Origin of the sequence: Synechococcus sp. PROS-9-1 (assembly GCF_014279775.1) — a bacterium.
Classification (GTDB): Bacteria; Cyanobacteriota; Cyanobacteriia; order PCC-6307; family Cyanobiaceae; genus Synechococcus_C.
The window spans coordinates 1344953-1369386 of record NZ_CP047961.1 but is presented as its reverse complement, the minus strand read 5'-3'; the positions used below and the strand labels follow the sequence as shown (position 1 = coordinate 1369386).

Genomic DNA, 24434 nt, shown 5'->3' with positions numbered 1-24434 from the left:
ATGTATGTGTAGTGTTATCTCAGCACACCAACGGTTTTATTAGCTATTGCCCGTTTTCATAGCTTTACACAATGTAGTCACAATCTTGAGTAAATCGATACTCATGCTCATTTGGTGTATGTCGTTACTATGATCTGCGCATCACATCTCAATGTGGTGTAAAAGGCCGGGTGATGGGGATTGCTTGGTAGATGACCGTTCTTGTATTGAGCGGTTTTTTTGTACCTACTCAACCTGCCGTATTGGATTTGTTCAATGGTGACTTTCTCTTGTCCATAATTTTCCAGATTGACTTGCCCCCGTTTGCTCATATATCTTTCATTCTGTTATATAAGGGGCTATTTTAATGCTACCTAGTTTTTTGTTAGGTCTAATTTGCTTGATATGTGCTTGCTAATTTGTTGGGATGTTTCATTGACTTAGATTTTTTTAAATTCTTCCTATAGTTGATTCAATCTTGTTCTCTTTATGACTCCTACAAAAATTTTACTTGTAATCGTTATTATTGCCTTTCTTGGCTTTGCGATTTTGGCGTTTCAGCTAACTCGTGGAGTTAGCGATTTAGACTCCTCTTCTGAACTTCAAGAGGCTATGCCGGCCTTGCCGTAATGATTTTTAGAAATAGTTGTTAGTGATTTGAAAATAGTTGCTTTTTGCATGCATCCAGTGTGATTGTATACCTCACATTGTGCTTGTCGTCCACAACCCTATAAATTTTCCCTGTGGCCATACATTTTGTCCGAGCATCTACAAATGCTTTGAACTCGGTTTCTCTGGTCACCTCAGGTGTCCAGCTTTCCTCGGACAAGTGTTCAATCGTGTACATCAAGACATCAGCGTTATCGATATTTTGGCCTCGATCGGGGCAAATGTGTGGGATCTACTGAATAACCTTGGGATCAGAAAGACTTTTTACTTGTTCCGACGCATTTCTGTATTTTTTATTTAGTTTCGCTTTAATCGCCATGGGCTTATGAGAAGAGTTTGAATGATCCGCCGAGCACTGCTGATGAGATTATTTTGGAATTTCTATTGGTTCAAGGCACTGGGTTTGGCGTTCAATGGCTTGTGCCTGACTCATTTTGCTGAGCAGCTTATGGATGTCATGGGTAGAGAGTTCTCCATTTGACGCCCACTTCATCGACGACAATTCGTATTTTTGAAGAGGTGCGGACATCGACCAATTAATTAGGTATTTGAGCTTACGTTGGATCTTGAAATCAGAACAGGCTCATCCTTCAGTTTGCCCTTCAGAAATTCTGTAATTCGTTGTTCCCGTCCGCGTGCCCCCCTGAGTCGCTGGTTTCAGGGTGCGGGAGGCTTTGTTGTTAGCTGTGTGACTCAGATCTGCTGAATGCCCTGTTCAGTGTTTCATCTGAACTCTTTCCTGCTTGAGCATTGCGCAACGGCGGCCCAGAGGAGCATGATAAAGAAAATATGTAGTTATTCCGCTGTGAACCACGGACCCTGTTGCCCCATTCATCAATCCACTCTCGATTCACCTGACTATTGGACCGATCCAGCCTTGATGTCATCTGCGGCACCTGCCTCTTCCACGGAATGGCGCCGTTGGGAACTCGAGAGTCGGAATCGTCACGCCAAGTGGGCGACTCGTCATGGCCAATGATAGACGACACCCGGCCATTGCTTTCATGGGTTGATTAAGCTTTCCCCCTTTTCTTCCTATGGTTTTCAAGGGAAATACTTCTGTGATTTTACTTGGTTGTTAATAATAGATGCGCTGAAAGGTCCTGCTGTTACACGGTTTTGTTCGCTAGGTGTGCTTTTTAATCAAGGTTCTATTGTTTTGTCCAGAGAATGTTGCATTGGCTGAGCGTTTAGCCACTCTTGATGCATTCGTTCCAGTTGTGTCCTTTCAGCATTGTTGTCCATCTTTTGGGGATTGCTTAGATGAGCTTGAACGTTGCTGGTCGAGATGCATCTCAGTTTTAGGTTGATGACCTAACTGGCTCCGTCCAGTCAGCTGTTGCTGTCGGTAAGGCAGACTGGGCTTAGGTCAAGGATCCAAACATGGCAACAGCAGAAGAGAAGCGCACCATTACGAAGAAGCGCCTTCAGGAACTGCGCAATTTGTGCCGAGAGCACTACAACGTTCTCATTGAGGAGGGCACCATGCCAGATGCTGCCGATGTTCGTGTGACGAATCAAAAGCTTGAGGAACTTATGGAACTTCTTGATGGCAAAATTAAATGGGATAATGCCTGATTCTTTTGCTTGATTGTGTTTAAATCTAGTGTCTTACTTGGCTGTAATTAAGAATCATCGTTATAAGTAAATTGTTTTTCGTTTGATTAATCTTCTGATCTATAGGCTTCGACTGTCTTGCTGCCGATCTTACCCTATCATTTTCAATACATATACCAAGAGAGGCTTCGTGAGCCTCTTTTTTTGATGTTTTGTTTGCAATAATCATTCTTCGGTGTCTTCCGCACCTTCAGGGATGAGACGAATTTGCTTTCGACCTAACTTGATAGTGAAATTATCTCCTGGGTTGAGCTCAAGCATTGCTGTATAGGCTTTCCCGATCAAAAGATTTCCATTGCCTTGAACTTTGGCGATGTAGCTCAGTTTGCGTCCACCTTTGCCAATCCCCCCTGCTCTGCCACCGAGATCAATGCCTTTCGCGTTCAGGAGTGCTTCATAAAAGGCTGTGAAATTTACTCGATCACTTCCATCTTTCTTTTGTGAAACGTAGCCGCACTGAGTGGCTAAATCGGTTTTGGACACATCGCCAAGATCTTTAACCTTGGCGAGAAGATCAACACCAGTAAGCATTTGGGTAAAGCCTGAATAAACCATTACTAACAGCTCCTCCTCATCTACGTCAACTATTTTGACCGAGTTTCTTTTCTTTTGTGTATTTTATTTTCGGCTCTTGTTGTGTTGATGAAGTTGTTTTTCCACTTGGTTGTTTTCTACGGATTTTGACTGCTCGAGCTGCAGTATCCAGTGTTGTGTTGGCAGTTTTTCTTGGCTTCTTTTCTGTTCTGAGTTCAAGCGTTGTCGCTGTTGTTGTTTAGGTCCTTATGCCTCTGGGCTCTTCTGTATTCAGCTTGTTCTATCCATGCCACTGATGTGTTGGCTTCTGGGTTGTGTGTTCAAAGCGATCGGGTGGAACAGGGATGCATGAGGATCCAGCTGTTTCTGGTCTCAGCTTGGTTACCCAGCTGCATGCAATTGGGATAAAACCCTTGCGGCCAGCCCTCGTGAGATCCTTCGTTCGATCAATAAATTGCAAACCCAATTGAACAGGGGGGGATTGGCTGGGTTCGAGTTCAGCCGGCTTTGCAAGAGCATCAGCTCTTGCTTTGTTTTGATCCCTCGTAAGGCATCAATCAGCATGTCTTCCCCTGTTTGGGCTTCAATTGTGCGTTGAGCTGTGCTTGTCATCTGCCAAAGGCCTATGTCCCTTTGTTCTGGCACGTCTTGACTTGAATTTGCAACCCTTGTTTCACTGCTCAATCAACTGCTTTTATGTCTTCGCTTTTGAATTGAGCTTTCAAAGCAGCTTTTCCAGTCCTTGCAGGCTTTTTGGGGATTTAGCTGTCAGGCTTCCTGGCTCTTATTGTTGCGCTTTTCCCTACTGTTCCGCCAGCTTTTCCAGGGAGTTAGCTGTTCGATACAACTGGTGTGAAGCCTGCGGGCTGATCCCGTCAATGGAACTCGCTGAATAGATGCTCCCGTCCCAGGCCAGATATTGGATGCCTTTGTCTTCGCTCCACATCCAACCGAGCACATTAATGAAAGCACTGCCGTCTCTGATGGCGTGGACGTTGGAGAAGGCTTGAAATTCGCTAGGAATGTTCATTGCGATTCTGATTATTGTCATGCTCGTTGTTTGCAGCTTGGCAACGGATGCCTTGTCGGACCACATCAGTTGCAAGCTGTCTTATCCCCTCCCTCAACGATTTCTTTTCCATCGCAGCATGTTGATCCAGATTGCAAACAGGGTCCCAACGGGGATCACGATCACCAGGAGCTGTCCGATCACCAATTGTCGTACTTCTGGATCCATAGATTCTGTTCCTTGGGGTTAGCTCCTTGCCATTAGTCAGTGCGATGGGCTGGAACGATCGTCATTCCGATCGGAGCTATGGCAATGAGAGCAAGTTTGATGTGCTGAATTCCGAAGGGGATTCCAATGATGGAGACGAAGCAGGCGAGTGCCGATGTGAGATGGCCAATCGCCAGCCACCAGCCAGCCACTAAAAACCAAATCACATTTCCGATCAGACCCATCGGACCGGTGCCTAGATCAACACGTCCGCTTAGGTCGAGACGGTTGATGGCTTCAAAACCAAAAGGCCACAGAGCAAATCTCCCAATCACAAAACATGATCGGCTCCATGGCAGACCCACGATGCTGATGGCAGAGACAAGTCCCGCCAGCCACCAGCCCAAGGCCATAGGCAGGCCACCTAAGACGACCCAAAGAATATTGAGAATGGATCTGAACATGAACTCATTCTTACCAAATTCCAGGGATCAATCGAAAACTTGTTGATTTGTAATCTGAAAAGTCCTGATATTTGCTTCTCATTAATGCTTCTTTGGCTCGAATACGCTGAACATATAAGACGAGAATCGAGAGTGGTACTAGAAATGCCCATAGGGACCCTGCTACCACGCTGAAACTTAAGTAGCGCATTAAATCACCCGTGTAATTAACATGCCGTACTCCACTCCAGATCCCAGTGCGAACTAACCCGGCCTCACTGGCTTTAGCTGTTGTTTTCTGGATGTCGGCGGCGGTATTGATCAGGCTGCCAAAGTAAAAAAGTGGGATTGCTGTTGCAGTAGCTGCGATAGATAATTCCGTTGGATTGGTGAAGGCCAAGAATGCTGGAAGTGAATAAAAGACACCCACGATCAACAAAGCGCCTATGAAGCCAACTGCATCTACTTTTTCTGTGAAAATCTGCTTGCAACGATCAGGATAAATTTTTTGCTCGAGTAACCACCATACGCAATAACTGATGTGCATGCACGCGTAAAGAATCTGCCTTTGCCCATTAATGCCAAAAAGTGCAATTAAAACTGCAATGACTGCAATTGTGAGCACTTTTGCCCAATTAATCGCCGTTAGTTGTGTTGTCATCATTGAATGAAAAATTATTTCCTTAATAGTCTGAATACAACTAAAGCCGTGCAAATTGCGAGTATCCACCAAATCCAGGTTGCACTTGTTAGAACCGCTATCGCGATGCCTATGACCAAGAAGATCAAAAATTGATTGAGGGTCATGGGCTCGAGAGATGGTTCCTCATTCTGAATGCGACCTAGCCCCGCTTCAATCCGTGATCGATACTTCAGGTTGGTCTTGGCTTGGGAAGCGGACAACCAGCAGGTCTTCACCTGTGATCGAACCGTTGGCGTCAAGGAGTTCTGGATGAGTGGTCAACAAACCTGTGCGGTCTTTTCGGCGAGTTGTATTCGCAGGGGCGGAGCTCAAGCGCATCATCCGAAAGGCTTGAACCAACAGGAAGACAAAAACGGATCCGTAGACCAAGGGGAAAAGCATTGAAAGCATGAAACAAACCCTATTGTTACGAAACGTTAACGGGTTTGTTGCTGCTTCGCGTCTGTGAATCAGCTGGAAACTGGAAGTTTCAGTGGTGTTGGGCATGCTTTGGGCCAGCTTGTGGTCATGACGATCTCCCTTCAACTGGCTGTGGCTCGATGCACCGCTCGCGGTTTGATCAATGGAACTGCTGCTGCCGACTACAGCGAGGTCATCAGCCTTCACCGAATGATGCAGCTTGAGGGTGAAACAGTTCTGGCCGCTGGACTGTTGGCGCTGGCGCGTTCGTTGAATCCATCTGGGGCCATGCGTGATGTTTCAACCCATGCTCGTCAACCGTTGGTATAGGGGCATGCTCGAAGTCTTGAGCATTCGATGTGAAGGTGGCTCAGTTGTTCAACAACCAGCTTTGGAGTTGGCTCACGCACTCAGCGGTTGATTCATAGGGAAGAACGTTGCGCCCATCAATACTTGCGCTCACAGCGTTCGGCAGCTGCTGCCCATAAGAGTGGATGCGTTCTTGTGCATCATCCCAATGCTTGGAACGGCCGATTCTGGTTGCCTTGAGCCCAAACAACAGCCACATTGGTTGCTTGATCTCTTGCCATTGCTTGGTCCAGTTGCGTCTCCAAAAACCAGCTAAAAAAGAAAATGTTGCCCAGCGTGTCGTCATGTTGGCTGCTTCTTGTTCCAACGTGTCGAGCCATTCAGCGTCAACGTCTTCTTGGTTGGCAAATAAATTATTGACTGAAAATGATTCTAAAAATTCACGCCGGCGTGCGTAGCGGTAAAACCAAGATCCGATTGGTCCCTGAAACAGCAATCTCCAGAGAAGTTGAGATTGTGGTTTCGGAAACGGTTCCTCAAGAATCCGCCAACTTGGTGGGCTGATCGCAACTAAGCCAGCAACGAGTTCCGGTGCGGTCTCGAGTACAGCCAGAGCGATCGGTAAAGAGGCGCCTTGCGAGACCAGCACGGCTGGGGAGTTGTTGTGTTCTCTCAGCAGATCGATGAGTGCTGCTGCCCAATCTTCAGGAGCAAGCTGTTGATTTGGATGCTCGCCCCCACCGCAACCGCTTAGGTCTGGAGCGAGCAAGGCAGTCGTGTTGTCTGAGGCTTGCCAACAGCTAATGAAACGATCCCAAAACCGACTGGACAAGCCAACGCCAATGGGATGAATAAGGAGCAAGCGAGTTGCGTTCAAGACCCGACACCGCAGGCAATACGAGCACCACCTCCCCCTAGGGGAGGTGTGTCTGTGTAGGTGTCACCGCCTGCATGCACGACAAGGGCACGTCCGCGAAGGTCGGAGGCCTTGAGCCTTGGGGCCACAACGCTTGTGTTGGTGTTGCCATCTCGGTCCACCACTAATCGGCTGAGGTCACCGCGATGGCCATTCCCGAAAGGTCCGAGATGGGTGTCGGTTTGGTCGGGATCCCAATGTCCGCCTGCTGCCAGACCTGCAATGGAGGCCCCTTCAGCATTGGTTTGTGGATCACACTGATCGCCAGCATGTAAGTGGAACCCATGCTCGCCCTCGCTCAGGCCACTGAGTTCAGGAATAATCACCAATCCTTGGTCTGTGTCTCGAGCACTGATCGTGCCAATGGATTCACCGATTCCCTCGGTGTTGATGCTGTTGATCGTGACTTCAATCGTGCTTGCTTGCACGGTTGGAGGCAGTAGCAATGCCAAGCACAGAGCTAGAAGTGCACCAAGTCGGTACATGGGGTTTCTACAGATGCACTCATTTTGTCTGGATGATGGCTCTTGCTGCTAACGCGCTTGCGCTTCTGCAAGGGAGCGGCCTTTCCAGGTCCAGCCCCTTCCCGTCAGGCTCTTCCAAACGGATGTGGGTGCGATCAGCCCGATGATGAAGCCGCCTATGCCCATCAGCCACCAATGGCGCAATGGCACCGAAAAACGGGCTCGGGTCCAGAGTCGAACGCTGAGCTGCATCAGGATTGCGACCAATCCGAGACCAGCATCACTGAGCCACAGGATTTGATCGTGGCTGCTCAGGCATGCCATCGTCAGGCTGGCCGGCAAAAGCAGCCATGGCAGCGTGAACATCAACACCACCACTCCGCCAGCTCCCAGGGATTTGCTGATGCTGCGATCAAGTCCGAGAAACCAGTTTTTGCTCCAGCCTTCCCAGAGAGCCTGGAGATTGGCATACATCTGAAGGTTGACTGCATCGATTCCAAGCACGTATCGCAAGCGAAATCCTCCCTCCTTAATCCGACGCGCTAAGGCAAGATCCTCAACAACTTCACCCGCGAGGGCCCTGTGCCCACCGATGGAGTTGTAGCTGTCCCTTCGGAACAACATGAAGGGTCCTGCGGCAAAGGCCACCGTTGAGGCAGGGTCGTTGGCTTCAAGGATCGGAAACCCAAGCCCTAACAAACTCGCCATGATCGGTTGGACCATCCATTCGGCGAGACAGCCACAGGTCAAGCGTGGAGCCAGGCTGAATAAATCGGCCTTCTCATGAATGCTCTGATGGAGTGCTCGACGTATGGCATCGGGTGCCAGGGTCACATCTGCGTCGATGAACAGCACCCACTCGCTTTTGACCAGCTCCATGGCTTGGCTGCAACCCCAGTTTTTTCCTACCCAGCGCTCTCCTTTCGGACGAGGACCTGCTTGGAGAACGGCTGCACTGGGATGGTGAGCATCAGCGAAGCTGCCGATCGCTTGTTCCGCAATCTTGACTGTGTTGTCGCTCGACTGATCATCGACAACGAGCACGTCCCATTGAGAGCAAGGCTTGTCAGACATCAGCACGTGAGTCAAGCAACCCTCAATGTTGTTTGCCTCGTTAAAGGCTGGGATCACAACGCTGAGACTGGTGTCCGTGATGTCCTGATCGCTGTTGTGCCAGAGCGTTGGAGCTGAGGCAAACACGCGTTGTAGGCCTAATAGCAGGATGCTCAATCCAATCGAGGCCGCTAGAGCTGTGACTCCTGCCACCAAAGCCACAATCTGGAGCAGGTTCAAGAGCTGGGCGGCGTCTGCTGACTACTTTGATCAACTTCTACCTCGATGTTGTCTTTGCAGGTCGAGCAAAGCAGATGACCCTTGTGTTTCCAGTAGGTACGGGTGGAACGTTCGATCGTTTGCCTGCAGATCAAACACTGAAACATGGGGCTCATGATTTCAATCCCATCACGCTTATCCCTTATCCCACGTGCCCAATGCACGTTTTGTTCATGGAGAGGCAAATTGACGACGCATGGCTTGCTCTTCAAGTCTTCAGGGGAGATTCGCTTGTTTTGAGCCATGAGTGATTCGTTGCTTCTCGGCGTTGTCGTTCACGAAGATTTGCTTTTCGCGTTCCCCCGTATTGATAGCCAGGCTGGTGGTGCAGCTTGTTCCAGCAGCTGGGGCATGCAAATTGCCAGTTTGGTTGGGCTGCAGTTTTTACCCGGTAATGAATTGGCCCGTGACTGGAGCATTGGTCACAAGCGAGAGATTGGGTTCGCTTGTGTTTGCCAGGGGAGTGCCAATCCTTTAAAAACGTCAATTCTTCTTGAGTGGAGACTCTCCCCAGTGCGGCATTGCGTTGGGGATAACGTCCATAGCGCTGGATCAAAGTCTTGTTGCGACAGGCGACTGCAACTGTTGCTGGATCGCTCCAGCGCTCCATGAACGAGATCGCATCCAGGATCACCCCCAGCTCCTCGCTGTGAAGCATTGGCATCAACCAGAACTGGCGACGCACCCGCTCTGGTTCTGCCGCGAGCCATCCCTCTGCGATTGCTTTGCGGGTCAGCCTCAGGGCGTAAGCATCGCCTGCAAATGCTCTGGGTTCATGTCTCCAGATCTGCCGGGTGAATTGATCCATCATCAAAACCAGCGCTAATGCGCTGCTGCTGCTCTGCTCCCAGTGGCTCAGTTCGCCATTCAGCGCTGAGGACGTGAGCTTGCCGAAGCGCTCCAACACCATGGCGTCAAAGCCCGCATTTTTGCGAAACCATTGGTGCGGGCGACACTCTTGAAACCAGAAGCGGAGCACCGCATTCGGCCTGGTCTCCATCAGCTGTCTTGACGCACTGCCTTCACAGCCAAGCCTGCTTCCGCGCTGGTTACAACGGCAAGACCAATCAAGCCAATCAGCCCAACGAGTTGGTTTTGCGGTTCAGCTTCCGCTGCGGAGTTTTGAGCCACGACGGCTCCGATTACAAACCAGGTTGTGGCGAGTAGGGAGGTGATCCAGTAGGCCTTCCAACGTCGCTGATACAAATAACCAGCCCCAAGACCGGGCACCACGTTCAGCACTACGGCCACCCAGCCAGCGGATGTGGCAAGCACCTGATCTCTTGTCGGGGACATCAAAACGCTGCGTCTTCACAACACTCTGTCGTGTTTGGTGCTTGGGTGGGGTGAACGCCTTCGCCTGACTTGCGCACTTTGCTTTCGTTTTGCTTGGTGGCTTTGTTTTGGCTTGCCCCATGTTCTCCTGTGTTTGCCAACAGCTATTGGTGTGAAGGAGACCTGCTCATTGCGGAGCGAACCAATTTGGGACAGGAGGCGATCGGCGCTGTTTTGGAACCGATTCCGAACAGTTCTGATGGAACGGTTCCTGGCGATGGAATCCTGCTCCATTGGAGAGACCTCAGCCTGCAACTTCCACGCACCAACAATGCTGGTCCACCCAGCTACACCGATGGGCGTTGGTGGTGGCGGGTGGAGGATGCGGATCATCCTGAATTCCGCCAAAGGAAAGCGTCGATTGAAACCTATGCCTGTGAGGCTCAGGTGGAGGGTGCTAACCCTCTCAACAACAGGAATTCATAGATCGCGACTGCGCTCACCAAGAGTCCAATGGCACCAACTACGAGCTTGCCGTTCATCGCCGAAATCCCTACAGCCACCATCATGGAGGTATTCACAAGTTTGTCGTGCACGGTTCTGCCTGGATCTTGTTGGCTTGGTTCGTCGTCGCGATTGCTTGCGCAAAACGTTTCTGGCGGATCACAGCAGCCTTTCGTCGAAACAATGGATTGGCTGAGCCCTCTAGCAAAGCGATGAGAGAGTCACTTGAACGGGCATGGGAGCGCAGTCCCCGTTAAGAACGGCGATAACTTGGGGATATGGATCCTTCTTCCAGCACGGACAAGCTTGAACGTGAGTTCAAGCAAGCACAACAGTTCGGACGTTGGCTGAGTGATGACGAGCGTTTGGCCTTGGAAGAGGAGGAGGCCGAAGCGTTGAGAATGATCGAACAGCAACGTCAGAGACGTTTGCGTTTGATCGTTTTCACAGGTGTTTGTGTACTAATTCCTCCTCTTTGGGGACTTGCAGCAGGCCTAAGTTTTTATTTGTTGTTTCCAGACGCAGCCAAACGTGTGGCCTTGATTGCTGGCGGTGGACTTATTGTTGTGGCAATTCTATCAGCGCTAATGATCGGATATTTGATGCTGACCGCTGTAAATATACTTTTTTAGATATTGCGCTTACGTTGCACTATTTATTTGAACTTGATTGACTTTTAATTGAATCTTCTCTCTGCAATTGATAAGGGGATTCAAAGCTTGAGAATCAGCCAGGCGAGTGAACAGCTCAGTATCAATGAAACGATTCCAGCAACCGCTTTCCAGAAGCGCGGATCATTCGTTTGAAACATGGGACCATTCTGACCAGATCCGTCAGGATGACAGCTGAATCGTTCCGGCTTCAACGCGTTTCAGAAGATTGCTCCTCAGCTTTTGATCCTGTTCGTCTAATCCGCGATTCAGCAAAACCTCGCGATAATGCTCAACAGTGATCTGGTTGTGCAAGGTTGCATCCAGGTAAAGCTCGACCATGACGCATGGATATGTAGTTCTGTAAAGCTATGCGTCTGAGTCGGCGACTGCGTGCAAGTTTTCGTTCGGTTCTCCTCAGCTCAGCGATGGCAGCAGCTTTCCGCTCCTTTGTTCAGCTTTAGCCGTGCAGGTTTTGCTTGGCCCGCCCGTTGCTGCGTTTGTTTGAACTCCGATGCTTGTTGCTTTCGCGTATGGATGATCGATTGCGTCAATACAGCCGTTTTGGCCTAAGAGCATTGCGAATCGGGGCAAGCACTTTGGCATTGATTGCGTTGCTGCGCTCCGAATGGATGGCGGGAGCAGGAGCGACGTTGGCCTGGTTCCTGTTTATTCAAGTTGAGCGACGCTGGACAGATCAAGCTGAAAGCGACTGATGCTTGCTCATCAAGAATGAGCCTCTTCCTGATCCCTTGATTCGCGGTATGACTTTGATGAATCCCATGAATCATTTGGCAATAACTTTTTAATTCACTGAATCACAAGAAAGCTTAGGTAACAGTATTTATAGACAAAAGTGTTGAGAATAAAAGTTTTTTAAGACACTACTTTGACAGATTTGTTGTTGGTTGTAACGGTTTGGTTGAAATTAAATCAATATGACCTGCTGATCCCGTTGATCATTCAATCAGGCTCAATCAAGCATCTCTAGTCTTATACTGGAAATGCGGAGGTTCTCTAAGCCTGATCAGCTGATTCTTAGGGGTGTTTTATCTGATGACGCCATCACTGAATCGTCCTACAAAAATATGTGTTGTTTGTGGTCGCCCATTCCAATGGCGTCGTAAATGGAAAGATGTTTGGGACGAGGTGCGTTACTGCTCTGAACGCTGCAGGCGCCGGAGTGGAACAAGTGCAGCAAAACCCTTCTCATGAACCGATGTGCTTCCCATCACAGATTTAACGATTTTGAAAATCAATAGCATCTTTTCGACAAGGAGATTGAGAAGGCGCATTTTGCGTCAGGTGACGACAGTCGTTATCGCTTTGCCTATAGCTGTTGCCTGCTCAAGTAAAGTTACTTTGTCTAATAAATCAGGAAATAGTTCAGATCATCGCCCAGTTGTTTTAACAACATTCACGATCCTCGCTGATATGGCTCGTCAGGTGGCTGGTGATCGTTTGCAAGTTAGATCGATTACCAAGCCGGGTGCAGAAATTCATGGATATGAGCCTTCACCTCGGGATTTAGAGCAAGCCTCAGGCGCAGATTTAATTGTTGAAAACGGGTTGGGTTTGGAGCTTTGGGCTCGCCGCTTTGTTCAATCTGCTGGTGATGTGCCCACTGTCAGCCTCACTGAGGGGATGCAGCCGTTGCTTATTGAGGGTGATGTCTACGCCGGTAAGCCCAATCCCCATGCCTGGATGTCACCTCTGAGAGCTCAGGGATATGTGGATCGACTCGTGGATGCGTTTTCTGAACTTGATCCAGACGGGGCCCAGTTGTATCGCAACAATGGCAACAGCTACAAGCTGCAGTTGGAAAACTTGGATGCTGAGTTACGCAATCTCCTTGCTGTCATTCCTCAAAAACAACGTGTTCTTGTTAGCTGTGAAGGGGCTTTCTCTTATCTAGCGCAAGATTATGGATTTGATGAGGCGTATTTGTGGCCGGTTAATGCTGAAAGCCAGATCACTCCAAGACGTATGGCTCGTTTAATCGAGCGTGTGAAGAAGGATCAGGTCCCTGCGGTGTTTTGTGAAACAACAGTGAGTGATAAAGCCCAACGAGAGGTGGCTCGTGCATCGGGAGCTCGTTTTGGTGGCAGCTTCTATGTGGACTCTTTATCAAAACGCAACGGTCCTGCACCAACTCTGCTCGACCTTCAACGCCACAATGTGAAACTTATTAGGCAGGGATTGGCTGCTTCCGCCGAAAAGTCCTCATGACCCGGAGTGAATTGATGCGGATCGAGGCAGATCAGATCTGTGTTGACTACAACGGCACAGTTGCCCTCTACGACGCTTCTCTTCATCTGCCTTCGGGATGCATCTGTGGATTGGTGGGGATGAATGGGTCCGGTAAGTCGACCCTTTTTAAGGCTCTGACTGGTTTTATTCGCCCCTCACGCGGACATATCAGAATCAACGGTCGCAGTGTTGCCCGGGCTCAGCGAGATCAAGCTGTTGCCTATGTGCCTCAGAGTGAAGGGATCGATTGCGATTTCCCCGTCTCTGTTTGGGATGTGGTGATGATGGGCCGCTATGGAGCCATGAATGTGCTCCGGATTCCACGGCAGTCAGACAGGGTTGCGGTTCGCGATGCCCTTGAGCGCGTTGAGCTTCTTGATCTCAGGGATCGTCCGATCGCTGCTCTCTCTGGAGGTCAACGTAAACGGACATTTTTGGCAAGAGCCATTGCACAGCGCGCATCGGTTTTGTTGTTGGACGAACCCTTCAATGGCGTGGACGTTCGTACAGAGAAGTTGATGGCAGAGTTGTTTTTTCAGTTGCGTAAGGAAGGACGCACCATTTTGATTTCAACGCATGATCTCAGTCATGTCAGAGATTTCTGCGATCTCACGGTTCTGATCAATAAAACGGTTTTGGCTTACGGTGAAACCTCGGAGGTGTTTACTCCGGAAAATCTTTCTTTGGCCTTTGGGGGCCTCCCTCCGGACTTATTGACAGGAAATAGTTCATTGGAGGACGCTTGATCACATTTTTGCTCGAGCCTCTTCAGCACGCCTTTATGGTGCGGGCTCTGCTAATCAGCGCCACCGTTGGTGGCGTTTGCGGTCTCCTCTCTTGCTACATGACCCTTAAGGGCTGGGCTCTGATGGGTGATGCGGTGTCTCATTCCGTGTTGCCAGGAGTCATCCTGGCCTATGCCATTGGGCTGCCTTTTTCGGTTGGGGCTTTTGTGTTTGGTGTGGGATCAGTCGCCACGATTGGCTTCGTAAAGCAGAAATCCCGAATCAAAGAAGATACGGTGATTGGCCTTGTTTTTACGGGTTTCTTCGCTCTAGGACTGGTTTTGGTCTCCAAGACGCGTAGCAATATTGATCTCACTCATATTCTTTTTGGCAATGTGCTTGGTATCTCTATTGCTGATATTCAACAAACGGTGCTGATCTCAGCTCTTGTAACGGCTGTTCTTTTGTTGTTTCGTCGTGATCTGTTGTTGTTTTGTTTTGACCCCACGCATGCACGCTCGATTGGAATCAATACTGGTTTTCTTCACTATCTCCTTCTCTCCGTACTCTCTCTTGCTGCAGTTGCTGGATTGCAAACGGTAGGCATCATTTTGGTGGTTGCCATGCTCGTCACGCCTGGCGCTACCGCTTACTTACTCACTGATCGCTTTGATCGAATGAGTTGGTTGGCGATTGGCAGCAGCATTCTTTCCAGCCTCCTTGGGGTGTACACAAGTTATTGGACCGATAGTTCAACCGCCGGTTGCATCGTTCTTGTACAGACAGGTTTGTTTGTGATTGCTTTCCTCTTTGCTCCTAGGCACGGGATCTTGCGCCATCGATTCGCATCGTCGCTGCCCATTTCAACCTTGCCCAAGCGATGAGATCCGGCTTTGACGCTTTGGATTGAAACGGTGGGATCGTTCTGCATCACACTTCAGCATCATTTGCGGCTTGTTAAATAGCGCAGCGGTCTAGCGAGGCCTCATGCATTAAACTCAATTGATTGCAATCAAATCTGAGATGCGTCTCTCCCCATCCGCTGGACTGCTTTTGAGCTTGCTGGCTTTGATGACTCCTGCAATCGCTCATCACGAGATTGGTTCTGACCACAGCGGAACACTGCTGTCGATGGAGATGGAGCCTTCCGCATCAAACGTTGGCACTGAGCCCATCAAAGCGATGTATGACACCAAGGCAGAAGCCGAGAAGGCAGCAGCTTTGTTCAACTGCAAGGGGGCCCATCAGATGGGGGCGAAATGGATGCCTTGCAACGCTCATAACCATGGCTCTAGTGCAGGACACTGAATGATTGGAACCGACGTTCGCCATGGCCTCGCTTCCTTTTTGGGCTGCACTCTGGGCTGAACTGATGGTTGAACCACTCGCAGATTCATTCCATAACGATCTGCAGCAAGGTCACCACCGCTGCTTCAGATCTACTGAGAATGGTGAAAATTGATCTGGGGCACCAATGCGTTTTTTGCTATCAGCTGTTTTTGCCTTGTTGCTGGTCTTGAGCATGCCCATGCGTGCGATGGCTTCTGACACCGTGAGAGGTGGTCAGATTTTTAATACCAATTGCGCTGCATGCCATGCCGGCGGTGGAAATATCGTGAAAAGTGAGCGCACGTTGCGGCAGGCCGACCTTGAGTCGTTTCTCCCCAACTACTTGACTGGTCATGAGACCGGAATCGTGGCTCAGGTGACCTACGGGCGTAACGCGATGCCTGCATTCCTGGATGTGCTGAGTGAGAATGAAATTGCGGATGTTGCGGCCTACGTTGAAGATCAAGCCAGCCATGGCTGGAGTTAACAGCTTCAACGCTTGATGACACGCTTCGCCACTGGCTGGGCCATTTTTCAAGGCCTGTTAATCGAAGCGCTTCCTTTTTTGCTTTTGGGCGTTTCGATTGCTGGCTTGGCGAGATGGCTTGTCCCCCAGTCCACATGGATTAAACGTCTGCCTCGCCACCCCCTGCTTGCACCAGTTGTTGGAGCCTTGCTTGGTTTCGCGTTGCCGGCCTGTGAATGTGGGAATGTTCCAGTCGCGAGACGTCTGCTTGCAAGCGGAGCGCCATTGGGGACTGGCTTTGGTTTTTTGTTTGCAGCGCCGGTTCTTAATCCGATCGTGTTAGCGAGCACTTGGGCCGCCTTTCCTGATCAGACCTGGTTGCTTTGGGGTCGACCCATTGGAGCTTTTCTGATTGCGATCGCGCTCAGCGCACTGCTGGGGTTGTTGCCTGAGTCGAGCTTGTTGGCGTCTGCCCTGCTCGAGGAGCGAAGACTGAGTCAACCCCTCTCTCGGGTGGGACTGCTTGAACGTCGCAGTGGGCTGGTTGGTGTGGACTTCAATGCTTCTGAACGTCGGCTGGAGGAGGTTCCGCTCCGACCTGCGGAGCTGCTCCAACACAGCACGCGTGAATTTTTGAGCCTGCTCACCTTGCTCGTGTTTGGCTGTGCGCTCGCCGCTGCGGTGCAAACCTGGTTGCCGCGCAGTTGGCTGTTGGCTTTGGGCTCTGGCCCCACCGTTTCGGTGCTCGCTCTGATGCTCTTGGCTCTTGTGGTCTCGGTTTGTTCCAGCGTTGATGCGTTTCTTGCGCTTGGCTTTGCAGCTCAGGTCACGCCTGGTGCCTTGTTGGCATTTTTGCTTCTCGGTCCAGTGGTGGATCTCAAGCTTGCTGGCTTGTTCACTGTGCTTCTTTCAACGCGAGCCATTGCCATCACCGCAGTCGCAGCATCGTTGCTCGTTCTCTTGATCGGGCAGTGGGTCAATCTTGTTCTGCTCTAACGCGATGCCACGTCTGAACCGGATTCGACAAGCGCGATACCTACCCCCCCTTGTTTTGCTGCTTTGGGGATGGTTGTTGGTTTGGAGCAGCGTGTCTGCTCGTTTGGATCTGCTGCTAAATGCGGTTTTCCATCCGGTGGTTGCGATTGCAGGAGTTGTTCTGATGGTGCTCGGCGCAGTACAGCTTCGCTCTGCCCCACGCTTGAAAACTCCCTTAAATCCTTTGAGTTGGCTGGTTTCGGTTGCGGTGGCCTTGTTGGTTTTGCTGTTTCCCCCAGCACCCTCCTTCAGTGATTTGGCTGCGAATCGCAGCGAAGCCTTGCCTGAGGCGCCGCGATTGAGTTTTTTTCTTCCGCCGGAACAACGCACGTTGACGGAATGGGTGCGGCTGCTGCGCAGTCAACCCGACCCCAATTTGCATGCAGGTGATCCCGTGCGTATTAGTGGTTTTGTGCTTCAACGCCCTGGGATGCAACCCCAGCTCGCCCGTCTCACGGTGCGGTGTTGTCTGGCTGATGCCACCCCTGCTGGCCTACCCATTGATTGGCCTGCAAACGCGGATCCGAAGCCGGATGAATGGCTGGCTGTCGAGGGAACGATGACATCACAAACCAAGGATGGACTGCTGATCAATGTGGTGAAACCCACCACAATTCAATCCATCCCGAGGCCTGAACGGCCTCTGGAACCATGAGCTCAAAGGGTTTTGGCTCATCGACGGGCAAGGTTCGACTCTTAAGCGTCGCTTTGATCGGCTTGGGCCTTGTCGCTTTGGTTCAGCAGCAAATTTTGTTGCGTCGTCCCCCGCGTTTGCGATCCGTCGCGATTCAATCGATTCGTTCAGGCGCTGCAGCACTTGACGTTCGTTTCAGTCGTTCGATGAACCGCAAGTCGGTGGCTGAAAACAGTCGTTTAGTTCCCCATCAGCCCCATCAGTGGTTTGGTCAACAGAATCAGTTCCGCTTGCTTCTCGATCCTGGTGCCCTGATCCGTTCGCCCCAGAGGCTTGTTCTTGCTGGTGATGATCAACGGGGGCTTGCACTGCCTAACCGCTCGCTTTGGTGGGACCCTCGTTCCACTCTCGTTGCAGTGGTGGTGGAGAAGGAGGGAGAGCAGTTGAAATTGCGTCGTAGGGATGGCAGTTGGTTGCCGTTGTCTTCTGTTGAGCAGCGCATTCTTCAGCTTGAGCCGCTTGGCAATGGAGAGGGTGTTGCCTTCGTGACCGATAACGATCCTTCCCAGCTGGAGGTGTTGCTTCGCAAGCTCACCCCTCGGGCGATCAGCGATCAAGCTCAAGGATTAGCTGAACCTTTGCCAGCTGCCATCCAATCATTGGCGTCTGGGTCACTTTTATTTGCTCACTTAAGTAGCAATCAGCGCGGGGAATTACTTGTGCAAGTTGGTGGAATTGAAGTTGGTAGCGATCGAACCTGGATTCGTTCGGTTGATGCCAAGCGACGTGATCTCAACCTCGAGGTTGCAGGCGCAATTCGTCTTCTTCCTGATGGAAGCGGAATGGTTGTTCCTTCTTACAACGGTCTTGATCTTCTACCAATGAATCCTGATCGACAAGGGAATTCTCTGCAAAGCCTCCCTGGCAGCAGGGAGCTCAAGTCGTTTTGCTCTGGCTCCGGTCGCGCTGTGTTGTTGAGGAACTGGCCTGATTATCGACGGTCGATTGAGCTCGTTATTCCCGGACAGATCCCACGGCAGGTTTGGTTGGGGGAGGCAGGGGTGATGGCAGCGGCCTGCGACAACCGGGGAGAAAAGATTTGGATTGTTCTGCGTAATGCATCACCAACTCTTCGGGATGAACTCCTGCTTCTGAACAGCTCTGGATCAGTTCTCAAGCGGAGATTTTTTCCTAAATGGTATTTAGCTTCAGGAGCGGTGCTTGATGTGGATCCCGCCACGAATCGTCTTCTTACGGTGATGACAGATGGTGATGGTGCGAAACGCCGAGCCGCCCTAATTGATGGCGACAGCCTTGAGTTTGAGCTTCTTAAGCCTCAGGTTGTGTTGGCGCGATGGTTGCCTTCAGGTGGCGAATTGGATGAATTTTCTAAGGTTCGTCGATAGGTTGAGTCAACTTGACGTTTCGATTTTTGGAAGAGCCAGTTCTCAGAGCAAGGGATGTGAATGTTCAATATGGCGATAGCGTTGTGTTGGAAAATGTCTCGCTGTCGCTGCAATCAGGCACATTGACTGCTCTAGTTGGTGCAAATGGAGCCGGTAAATCCACTCTGCTGCGTGTGCTTAAGGGGCAATTACGTCCGTCAAGTGGCTCGGTTTATTGCGATGGCGACTTGATCGAGACTTGTCGTGAACGGGTGGCGTTAATGCCTCAGCGCAGTCGGATTGATTGGTCGTTCCCCATCAGCGTGAGTGATCTCGTGGATCTTGGATCCATGAATGGCCGTTCTTTTGGATGTTGCGATCGAGAGGCTGCACTCCAACGTGTTGGGCTTGCCGATCTTGCAAACAGACGCCTCGATGCACTTTCAGGTGGACAGCAGCAACGAGCCTTGCTTGCTCGTTCTCTGGTGCAACCCTCTCGCATGCTTCTTCTTGATGAACCCTGTGCAGCGATCGATCCGCCCTCTCGTGATCAGTTGTTATTGCTGATGCGTCAGTTGGCTGATGCCGGTCATACCTTGCTGGTGAGCAGTCATGACTGGGGTGAGGCGCTTGATTCCTATGACCGCGTCATTGTGGTGGATCGGCGTGTTCTTGCTGATGGCCCTCCTGCAGAGGTGAGACGCTCTCTTAAAGGTTTGGTCAATCCGGGGAATCATCACTGTGGATGAAATCGTTTTTTGGTTGTTGCCTCTGTTGATGGCACTTTTGGTGGGGATTTTGTGTCCTGTGATGGGAACTCTGTTAGTGACCCAGCGACGGGTGCTTCAGGCCAACCTCATTTCCCATGCCGTGCTTCCAGGATTGGCGTTATCCGTTGCCTTTGGTTTTGACCCAGCCTTGGGGGGCGTGATCAGCGGCATTCTTGGTTCCTTATTGGCGGAACGATTGCAGCGCAGCTCAAAACTGAATGAGGAAGCTGTGATCAATACCGTGCTTGCTGGTTTCCTTGGGCTGGGCGTTTTGATGATCCCTTTGCTGGGTTTGCGCCTGGATCTTGAGGCCTTGCTGTTTGGTGATTTGCTCACGGTGGGTTGGCTTGATATAGGCCGGGTTTTGGTTGCTTGTCTTGCGGTGGCCTGGCTTCTTGGCACTCGCTACCGGGAGCTTGTTTATTTGGGTGTTGATCCAGAGGGGGCTGCCTCGGCGGGACTGCCGGTGCGAGGTCTACGTCTTGCCCTATCTGCGGTAACGGCTGCGGTCATCGTCAGTGCCATGGCAGCAGTGGGAGTGATTTTGGTCATTGGCTTGCTGTGTGCCCCGGTTCTTCCAGGGCTACATCGAGTGAAAAGCCTTCGCGCCGCAATGATTCAGGCCGCTTTTGTGGGTTTGGCCCTCAGTGGCGGTGGTTTCCTTTTGGCTTTGCCTCTCAATCTCCCCCCAGGACCTTTGATCGGGGTGGCATGTGTTGTGTTGCTTTGCCCACTAGCAGGAAGAAGTACCTAGACAAAAATTTGAGAATGATTATCATTTCTGAAACTTCACCTTTCTTAAGTGCCCCTGCCTGCTTCTTTACTGTTTTCAAGTGTTCTGCTGGCGGCAGCCAACACGGCAACTCCCACCGTGGTTGCTGCCGATGGGATTCTTTGCGATCTCACGCGCACTTTGGTGGGAAATCAAGCAAATGTGATCTGCTTGATCAAGCCGGGCACAGATCCGCACTCCATGGCATTGCGCCCAGCTGATCGTCAAACTCTTGCGAAAGCAAAAATTGTGCTCTTGAACGGGTATAACCTCACGCCGGCGTTAAACAAGATCAGAACCCCAGGCACCGTTGTAAAGGTTGGAAATATTGCTGTCCCCAACAACTCTGCAAAAGACCCCCACATTTGGCATGACCCAGCCAATGTGATTGCAATGGCTAACACCGTTGCATCCAGCTTGAAGCCTCTGTTTGATGCCAATGGAGATGCTGCAATTGATCAACGCCGGGCAAAAGCTGATCGTGTTCTTGCCTCACTTGGAAGTTGGATTGGTCAACAAGTCGCAACTGTTCCCGAAAATCAGCGTGTGGTTGTGACCGGTCACCGCACTTATGACTTCTTGGCTAAGCGTTACGGCGTTCGTGAACTTCCCGTTCTTGATGACTACACCACGGGAGGAACATTGCGTCCTTCGAGCTTGTCTGCGATCAGCAAGTCGATCAAAGCATCTGGAAGTAAGGCCATCTTCCCAGAGTCACTTCCTCCTTCTAAAACGATGCGAAGGATTAGTCGCAGTAGCGGGGTTCCCATTGCCAAGCAAGTGCCTTTTGGTGATGGTCAGGCACCAGGGAAAAGCTTGGTGCAAACAGCGACGAGCAATGTTTGCATTTTCGTGAATGCTCAAGGCGGTAGTTGCGATCAGGAATCAGCTTCTCAACTTCAGAAGCGTTGGTCCGCTATTTAGTAACTCTTTCTATCTTCTTTTCCAACTATTTGTTATTGTCATGAATTCAATTTTTCGTCGAGTCCTTCAAGGTGGTGCTGTTGCCGGACTTTTGCTTGGGGGCGATCTTGCTTCTCAACCTGTTCGAGCTCATGGATCACATGGAGGTGGTGGAGAGCAGTTGCAACCGGGCGAATTCAAATTAAGCCCCATAATCACCCTTGAGGGTCATGGCGGTTTTGAGAATAATTTGGAAAATCGTCCCCAGCATTACGCCATTGACGGCATGTTCGGAATGGTTATGGAATGGGGACTAGAGAATGAAGGTTCCTTTGCGATCGAGGCTTCCTTTGGTCCTGCATTTGTTTGGGGAGAGTCTGAACATTTCTATGGTGCAATTCATGTTGAAGAGGAAGGTCATGATCATGAAGAGGAAGAGCATGCACATGAAAAGGGCACTAAATGGAAAAAAACAGATATGAAAGGGTTTATACAAGCTCGTTATCAGCCCAATGATCGGTTGTCCATATCAGCGAAGTGGATGCCTTACTTTGAGATTGGTAGTGCAGAATCAAACGTTGGTATGAAAAATGAAGTTGGAGCTACCGTCGTCTATGCCTTTGGTGATGGTGATGTGAACTTCGCTTTGGGTGACGGACTGGAATCCGTTATTGACGGCATTTTTGTTTCTGTTGAAAATCGAACTGGCTGGGATACTCAAGGCACATACTTGGGTAATTACACTGATCCTTGGCTTGGATTCGGCTTTTTTGTTGATCAGCTCAACGTGACTCTCACTGGAGGACCTCGGTTCTACTCACCTGGTTCATATTCTGGACTCTCTCAAAGGACAGATTGGGGTGGTGAGTTCGGGATGGAATATCCTCTTTCAGAAAATGTGGCTTTGTTTGGCCATTGGAAGCCCATCTACAGCACCGCTGGAGGAACAGGCTGGGGTAAGGGTTGGAGTCATCATGTAGGAACGGGTGTGACTTTTAGTTTTTAAGGGGACTTCTTGCTATAGAGATAAATAAGTGTTCTCTATAGCAAGATGACGATCGACGAACAATCAAGGCGTCATGCCATTAGCCGTCTCAGCCGCAAGAGGGCCTATCGCCATCAAGTGATTAATTACCTATGGGTGAATGGTCTCTTGATTGTGGTTTGGGCTTTAACAGGATTTGGCTTCTTCTGGCCGATCTATCCTCTCTTCGGCTGGGGGGGCGCCCTTTTAATCCAAGGATGGAAGATCACTCATCCTCATCGTCACTCATTTAGTGAAGAGGAGATCAATCGAGAGATCGAGAGAATCTGAAACTGAGTTCCATCTCTGCGAGATCTGATTAAGGTGTCATTTAAGCAAAACATATCTGCCTGATCATCTCGTCATGCGCCATATTTTTCAATGATTTAGGTTGGAATCACATACAAATTTGCTCTCTTGTTGTACTTGGGAGTTGGGGATTGCACTGTGCCACCGCATCTTTTTTGTAGCCTCTTGCGTGCTAGTACTATCAATCTCAGATACATACCAATATTTTACTGAGATCTTGTCTGCATTACATTTTACAAGGATAATATTGTTATCTGAGTTTTGATAGGAAAATTCTTGATCTCCCAAGCTCCGTACTTTTTTAATTGAGATCTTGCTTATCTCTTCTGATGTTTCAACATTAATCGAATTTTGGGTCTTTTGTTCGTCTGCAGTTGAAGGGTTTAGCAGTGTTAATCCTGCCAGCAGCGCACTAATGAGAGCCTGCTTTTTATGGATGAGACTCTTCATCCCCTTAACTTCGCTTGGCGAATTCTACAGACGATTGATTCCATACCATGGGCCTTTGCGATGAGTCAGAACTCGTTTTCGTGGTTCCCGGCTTCACTGAGCCGGTTTTTTTTGAGTTCGCTGCTCAATGGATCCAGATTTTTCCTCAAATTTTCGTCTGATACGGCCTGGCTTGCAATCCTTGAGATTCCTTGGCCTCACTGGTTTTTTGATAGGAAAGGATGTATTGAGTTAACTCTTTCACGAAGGAATAATAAGAACTCGTCGCAATCTTTTATTTGTCGTATTCTCATCACAGCTCACAGCATGAAAATTATGGCAGAAATTCAAAGGCGAATTCGTTTTAATACCATCAGCATGAGTGTACTGATGATCACAATTGCTGTGGGAGTGATGACAGCCATGTGGATGTATGCAGATTCAATTGTTTAATTTAAAAAAAGTTGCCATTTTAGACTTGTTTACAATTTTGGGCTTATTCAATCCTTAGCCTTTGTGCTAATTCTGCGTCTATATGGTTCTGCCGCTTAATAATAGTTGTTAAGGGTATTAGCTTTGGAGGTTCTTTTGGAATCTTTTTTGCTTTTCTCAACTTGATGGAGTCTTAGCAGCAGTCGTTGCTAACCGTTATTTTGTATGCATGACTATTTCAGAAGACCGCGTCAAACGATTGGTGGAGCAGTTGTCTGAACCACTGACAGTGATAGCCGCTGATGTGAGAGAACGCCTGGTATGGGATTTCAACCTTCCAGTCGCTGTCATTGATGCTCGACATGAGCCACCAGTGTTAATGCAATCGTCTGTTGGCAGCTTAGGAAATGTTTTGCGTGTTTCTACCAAAATCGATCACCCCTTAATCCGTCAATTGTTTAATATTTATCCTGATCGTGGCTCTGATGCTGCTATTGATGAAATGCTCAATGGTCAGGATGGAAAAGAATTTGCAGATGTTTTTGCTGATTATCAAGAAGAAAGAAAAGCGGGAACTTTGATGTGGGGTGCTGATGATTTAGCCAATTTTGTTGTCAAATCTAGGACATGCTTTGAGGACGATGAGTTGGCAATTGCAGCGGTATTCCCTACAGATTCGGGTGACAATGGTCATGCACTAGCGACATTTGGTATCCCTTGGAGATATTTTACCGCCCATTGATTTTCTTGTTCAACTAAATTAATAGCTTCCCTTAGGAGATATGGCCTGATTTGGTTGATGGATTATCGTTAATTCTGATTATTATAATGTATGTGACTGAAGAGCGGCTTGTGTCTTCATTGATCATTGTAATCTTTAATTGCTGATTTATTTTTGATGAACGAAGTTAACTTGATTGAATGACAATCACAATTAGCAGTGTGCCAAGTCCAATGGCCC

General features: G+C 49.6%; 35 protein-coding genes. 21 read left to right on the top strand and 14 right to left on the bottom strand.

Annotated features, from left to right (window positions below):
• Window positions 1-1015 precede the first annotated feature (1015 nt).
• A complete protein-coding gene (locus tag SynPROS91_RS07280) occupies window positions 1016-1177 on the bottom strand; it encodes a hypothetical protein (RefSeq protein ID WP_186515830.1) in 162 nt (53 codons plus the stop codon).
• Window positions 1178-2031: 854 nt separating this feature from the next.
• On the opposite strand from SynPROS91_RS07280, the gene SynPROS91_RS07275 reads away from it, so the two are divergent.
• Window positions 2032-2226, top strand: coding sequence for a hypothetical protein (locus tag SynPROS91_RS07275; protein WP_186515829.1), 195 nt, complete (start codon window positions 2032-2034; stop codon window positions 2224-2226).
• A gap of 204 nt (window positions 2227-2430) precedes the next feature.
• Here SynPROS91_RS07275 and SynPROS91_RS07270 read toward each other — a convergent pair whose 3' ends face one another.
• The 6 genes from SynPROS91_RS07270 to SynPROS91_RS07245 all read right to left on the bottom strand — a co-directional run bounded on the left by SynPROS91_RS07270 (window position 2431) and on the right by SynPROS91_RS07245 (window position 5551).
• Window positions 2431-2796, bottom strand: coding sequence for an AbrB family transcriptional regulator (locus SynPROS91_RS07270; RefSeq protein ID WP_186519609.1), 366 nt, complete (start codon window positions 2794-2796; stop codon window positions 2431-2433).
• A gap of 384 nt (window positions 2797-3180) precedes the next feature.
• Window positions 3181-3411: a hypothetical protein gene (locus SynPROS91_RS07265; RefSeq protein WP_186515828.1), complete on the bottom strand. Its 231-nt coding sequence runs from the start codon at window positions 3409-3411 to the stop codon at window positions 3181-3183.
• Between the two features lie 190 nt (window positions 3412-3601).
• Window positions 3602-3904, bottom strand: coding sequence for a hypothetical protein (locus tag SynPROS91_RS07260; protein WP_186515827.1), 303 nt, complete (start codon window positions 3902-3904; stop codon window positions 3602-3604).
• A gap of 164 nt (window positions 3905-4068) precedes the next feature.
• Window positions 4069-4479, bottom strand: a complete 411-nt coding sequence (locus SynPROS91_RS07255; RefSeq protein WP_186515826.1) for a YccF domain-containing protein — start codon at window positions 4477-4479, stop codon at window positions 4069-4071.
• Between the two features lie 10 nt (window positions 4480-4489).
• Entirely contained in the window at window positions 4490-5188 is a 699-nt protein-coding gene (locus SynPROS91_RS07250) for an isoprenylcysteine carboxylmethyltransferase family protein (RefSeq protein ID WP_255439669.1), read from the bottom strand.
• 123 nt (window positions 5189-5311) lie between these two features.
• Window positions 5312-5551: a DUF2973 domain-containing protein gene (locus SynPROS91_RS07245; protein WP_186515825.1), complete on the bottom strand. Its 240-nt coding sequence runs from the start codon at window positions 5549-5551 to the stop codon at window positions 5312-5314.
• Window positions 5552-5668: 117 nt separating this feature from the next.
• Between SynPROS91_RS07245 and SynPROS91_RS07240 the strand changes: the two genes are divergently transcribed.
• A complete protein-coding gene (locus tag SynPROS91_RS07240; RefSeq protein ID WP_186515824.1) occupies window positions 5669-5890 on the top strand; it encodes a hypothetical protein in 222 nt (73 codons plus the stop codon).
• A gap of 40 nt (window positions 5891-5930) precedes the next feature.
• On the opposite strand, the gene SynPROS91_RS07235 is transcribed toward SynPROS91_RS07240, so the two are convergent.
• The 5 genes from SynPROS91_RS07235 to SynPROS91_RS07215 form a co-directional block, all read right to left on the bottom strand.
• Complete coding sequence (locus tag SynPROS91_RS07235) at window positions 5931-6746, bottom strand: alpha/beta fold hydrolase (RefSeq protein ID WP_255439668.1); 816 nt, start codon at window positions 6744-6746, stop codon at window positions 5931-5933.
• Window positions 6743-7270, bottom strand: a complete 528-nt coding sequence (gene sodC, locus SynPROS91_RS07230) for a superoxide dismutase family protein (protein WP_186515823.1) — start codon at window positions 7268-7270, stop codon at window positions 6743-6745. Before sodC ends, SynPROS91_RS07235 begins: the two co-directional genes overlap by 4 nt.
• A 48-nt stretch (window positions 7271-7318) precedes the next feature.
• Entirely contained in the window at window positions 7319-8542 is a 1224-nt protein-coding gene (locus SynPROS91_RS07225; protein ID WP_186515822.1) for a glycosyltransferase family 2 protein, read from the bottom strand.
• A gap of 247 nt (window positions 8543-8789) precedes the next feature.
• The gene (locus SynPROS91_RS07220; protein WP_186515821.1) at window positions 8790-9581 is read right to left on the bottom strand and encodes a DUF924 family protein; all 792 of its coding nucleotides are present in this window, start codon (window positions 9579-9581) and stop codon (window positions 8790-8792) included.
• A complete protein-coding gene (locus SynPROS91_RS07215; RefSeq protein ID WP_186515820.1) occupies window positions 9581-9877 on the bottom strand; it encodes a hypothetical protein in 297 nt (98 codons plus the stop codon). The genes SynPROS91_RS07220 and SynPROS91_RS07215 overlap by 1 nt, the downstream gene beginning before the upstream one ends.
• A gap of 69 nt (window positions 9878-9946) precedes the next feature.
• On the opposite strand from SynPROS91_RS07215, the gene SynPROS91_RS07210 reads away from it, so the two are divergent.
• The 3 genes from SynPROS91_RS07210 to SynPROS91_RS07200 all read left to right on the top strand — a co-directional run bounded on the left by SynPROS91_RS07210 (window position 9947) and on the right by SynPROS91_RS07200 (window position 10992).
• Window positions 9947-10342 carry a hypothetical protein gene (locus tag SynPROS91_RS07210; RefSeq protein ID WP_370586755.1) on the top strand — a complete coding sequence of 132 codons (396 nt, stop codon included), beginning with the start codon at window positions 9947-9949 and terminating at the stop codon, window positions 10340-10342.
• 104 nt (window positions 10343-10446) lie between these two features.
• Window positions 10447-10617 carry a hypothetical protein gene (locus SynPROS91_RS07205; protein WP_255439667.1) on the top strand — a complete coding sequence of 57 codons (171 nt, stop codon included), beginning with the start codon at window positions 10447-10449 and terminating at the stop codon, window positions 10615-10617.
• A gap of 21 nt (window positions 10618-10638) precedes the next feature.
• Window positions 10639-10992, top strand: a complete 354-nt coding sequence (locus tag SynPROS91_RS07200) for a hypothetical protein (RefSeq protein ID WP_186515819.1) — start codon at window positions 10639-10641, stop codon at window positions 10990-10992.
• Window positions 10993-11193: 201 nt separating this feature from the next.
• On the opposite strand, the gene SynPROS91_RS07195 is transcribed toward SynPROS91_RS07200, so the two are convergent.
• Window positions 11194-11352 carry a hypothetical protein gene (locus tag SynPROS91_RS07195; protein ID WP_186515818.1) on the bottom strand — a complete coding sequence of 53 codons (159 nt, stop codon included), beginning with the start codon at window positions 11350-11352 and terminating at the stop codon, window positions 11194-11196.
• Between the two features lie 137 nt (window positions 11353-11489).
• Between SynPROS91_RS07195 and SynPROS91_RS07190 the strand changes: the two genes are divergently transcribed.
• From SynPROS91_RS07190 to SynPROS91_RS07120, 15 genes are all read left to right on the top strand, one after another.
• Window positions 11490-11726 carry a hypothetical protein gene (locus SynPROS91_RS07190; RefSeq protein ID WP_370586754.1) on the top strand — a complete coding sequence of 79 codons (237 nt, stop codon included), beginning with the start codon at window positions 11490-11492 and terminating at the stop codon, window positions 11724-11726.
• Between the two features lie 340 nt (window positions 11727-12066).
• Window positions 12067-12225, top strand: coding sequence for a DUF2256 domain-containing protein (locus SynPROS91_RS07185; RefSeq protein WP_186515817.1), 159 nt, complete (start codon window positions 12067-12069; stop codon window positions 12223-12225).
• A gap of 117 nt (window positions 12226-12342) precedes the next feature.
• Window positions 12343-13239 carry a metal ABC transporter substrate-binding protein gene (locus SynPROS91_RS07180; protein WP_370586800.1) on the top strand — a complete coding sequence of 299 codons (897 nt, stop codon included), beginning with the start codon at window positions 12343-12345 and terminating at the stop codon, window positions 13237-13239.
• Between the two features lie 14 nt (window positions 13240-13253).
• Window positions 13254-14006: a metal ABC transporter ATP-binding protein gene (locus SynPROS91_RS07175; protein ID WP_186515815.1), complete on the top strand. Its 753-nt coding sequence runs from the start codon at window positions 13254-13256 to the stop codon at window positions 14004-14006.
• Window positions 14006-14869, top strand: coding sequence for a metal ABC transporter permease (locus tag SynPROS91_RS07170; protein WP_186519597.1), 864 nt, complete (start codon window positions 14006-14008; stop codon window positions 14867-14869). Before SynPROS91_RS07175 ends, SynPROS91_RS07170 begins: the two co-directional genes overlap by 1 nt.
• Window positions 14870-15008: 139 nt before the next feature.
• Window positions 15009-15293, top strand: coding sequence for a DUF3721 domain-containing protein (locus SynPROS91_RS12215; protein WP_255439665.1), 285 nt, complete (start codon window positions 15009-15011; stop codon window positions 15291-15293).
• Between the two features lie 166 nt (window positions 15294-15459).
• Entirely contained in the window at window positions 15460-15801 is a 342-nt protein-coding gene (locus SynPROS91_RS07160; RefSeq protein WP_186515814.1) for a c-type cytochrome, read from the top strand.
• Window positions 15802-15816: 15 nt separating this feature from the next.
• Window positions 15817-16776, top strand: coding sequence for a permease (locus SynPROS91_RS07155; RefSeq protein WP_186515813.1), 960 nt, complete (start codon window positions 15817-15819; stop codon window positions 16774-16776).
• Window positions 16777-16780: 4 nt separating this feature from the next.
• Window positions 16781-17470 (top strand): TIGR03943 family protein, encoded by a 690-nt coding sequence (locus tag SynPROS91_RS07150; RefSeq protein ID WP_186515812.1) that lies wholly within the window; start codon window positions 16781-16783, stop codon window positions 17468-17470.
• Entirely contained in the window at window positions 17467-18855 is a 1389-nt protein-coding gene (locus tag SynPROS91_RS07145) for a hypothetical protein (RefSeq protein ID WP_186515811.1), read from the top strand. The genes SynPROS91_RS07150 and SynPROS91_RS07145 overlap by 4 nt, the downstream gene beginning before the upstream one ends.
• 11 nt (window positions 18856-18866) lie before the next feature.
• The gene (locus SynPROS91_RS07140; RefSeq protein WP_255439663.1) at window positions 18867-19583 is read left to right on the top strand and encodes a metal ABC transporter ATP-binding protein; all 717 of its coding nucleotides are present in this window, start codon (window positions 18867-18869) and stop codon (window positions 19581-19583) included.
• Window positions 19576-20358, top strand: a complete 783-nt coding sequence (locus tag SynPROS91_RS07135) for a metal ABC transporter permease (protein ID WP_186515810.1) — start codon at window positions 19576-19578, stop codon at window positions 20356-20358. The genes SynPROS91_RS07140 and SynPROS91_RS07135 overlap by 8 nt, the downstream gene beginning before the upstream one ends.
• 48 nt (window positions 20359-20406) lie before the next feature.
• Entirely contained in the window at window positions 20407-21300 is an 894-nt protein-coding gene (locus SynPROS91_RS07130) for a metal ABC transporter substrate-binding protein (RefSeq protein WP_186515809.1), read from the top strand.
• Between the two features lie 40 nt (window positions 21301-21340).
• A complete protein-coding gene (locus SynPROS91_RS07125; protein WP_186519592.1) occupies window positions 21341-22285 on the top strand; it encodes a hypothetical protein in 945 nt (314 codons plus the stop codon).
• Window positions 22286-22330: 45 nt separating this feature from the next.
• The gene (locus SynPROS91_RS07120) at window positions 22331-22594 is read left to right on the top strand and encodes a 2TM domain-containing protein (RefSeq protein ID WP_186515808.1); all 264 of its coding nucleotides are present in this window, start codon (window positions 22331-22333) and stop codon (window positions 22592-22594) included.
• 87 nt (window positions 22595-22681) lie between these two features.
• Here the strand turns inward: SynPROS91_RS07120 and SynPROS91_RS07115 are convergent, their stop codons facing one another.
• A complete protein-coding gene (locus tag SynPROS91_RS07115; RefSeq protein WP_186515807.1) occupies window positions 22682-23062 on the bottom strand; it encodes a hypothetical protein in 381 nt (126 codons plus the stop codon).
• A gap of 640 nt (window positions 23063-23702) precedes the next feature.
• Between SynPROS91_RS07115 and SynPROS91_RS07110 the strand changes: the two genes are divergently transcribed.
• Window positions 23703-24215, top strand: a complete 513-nt coding sequence (locus SynPROS91_RS07110; protein ID WP_186515806.1) for a hypothetical protein — start codon at window positions 23703-23705, stop codon at window positions 24213-24215.
• Window positions 24216-24434: the final 219 nt, after the last annotated feature.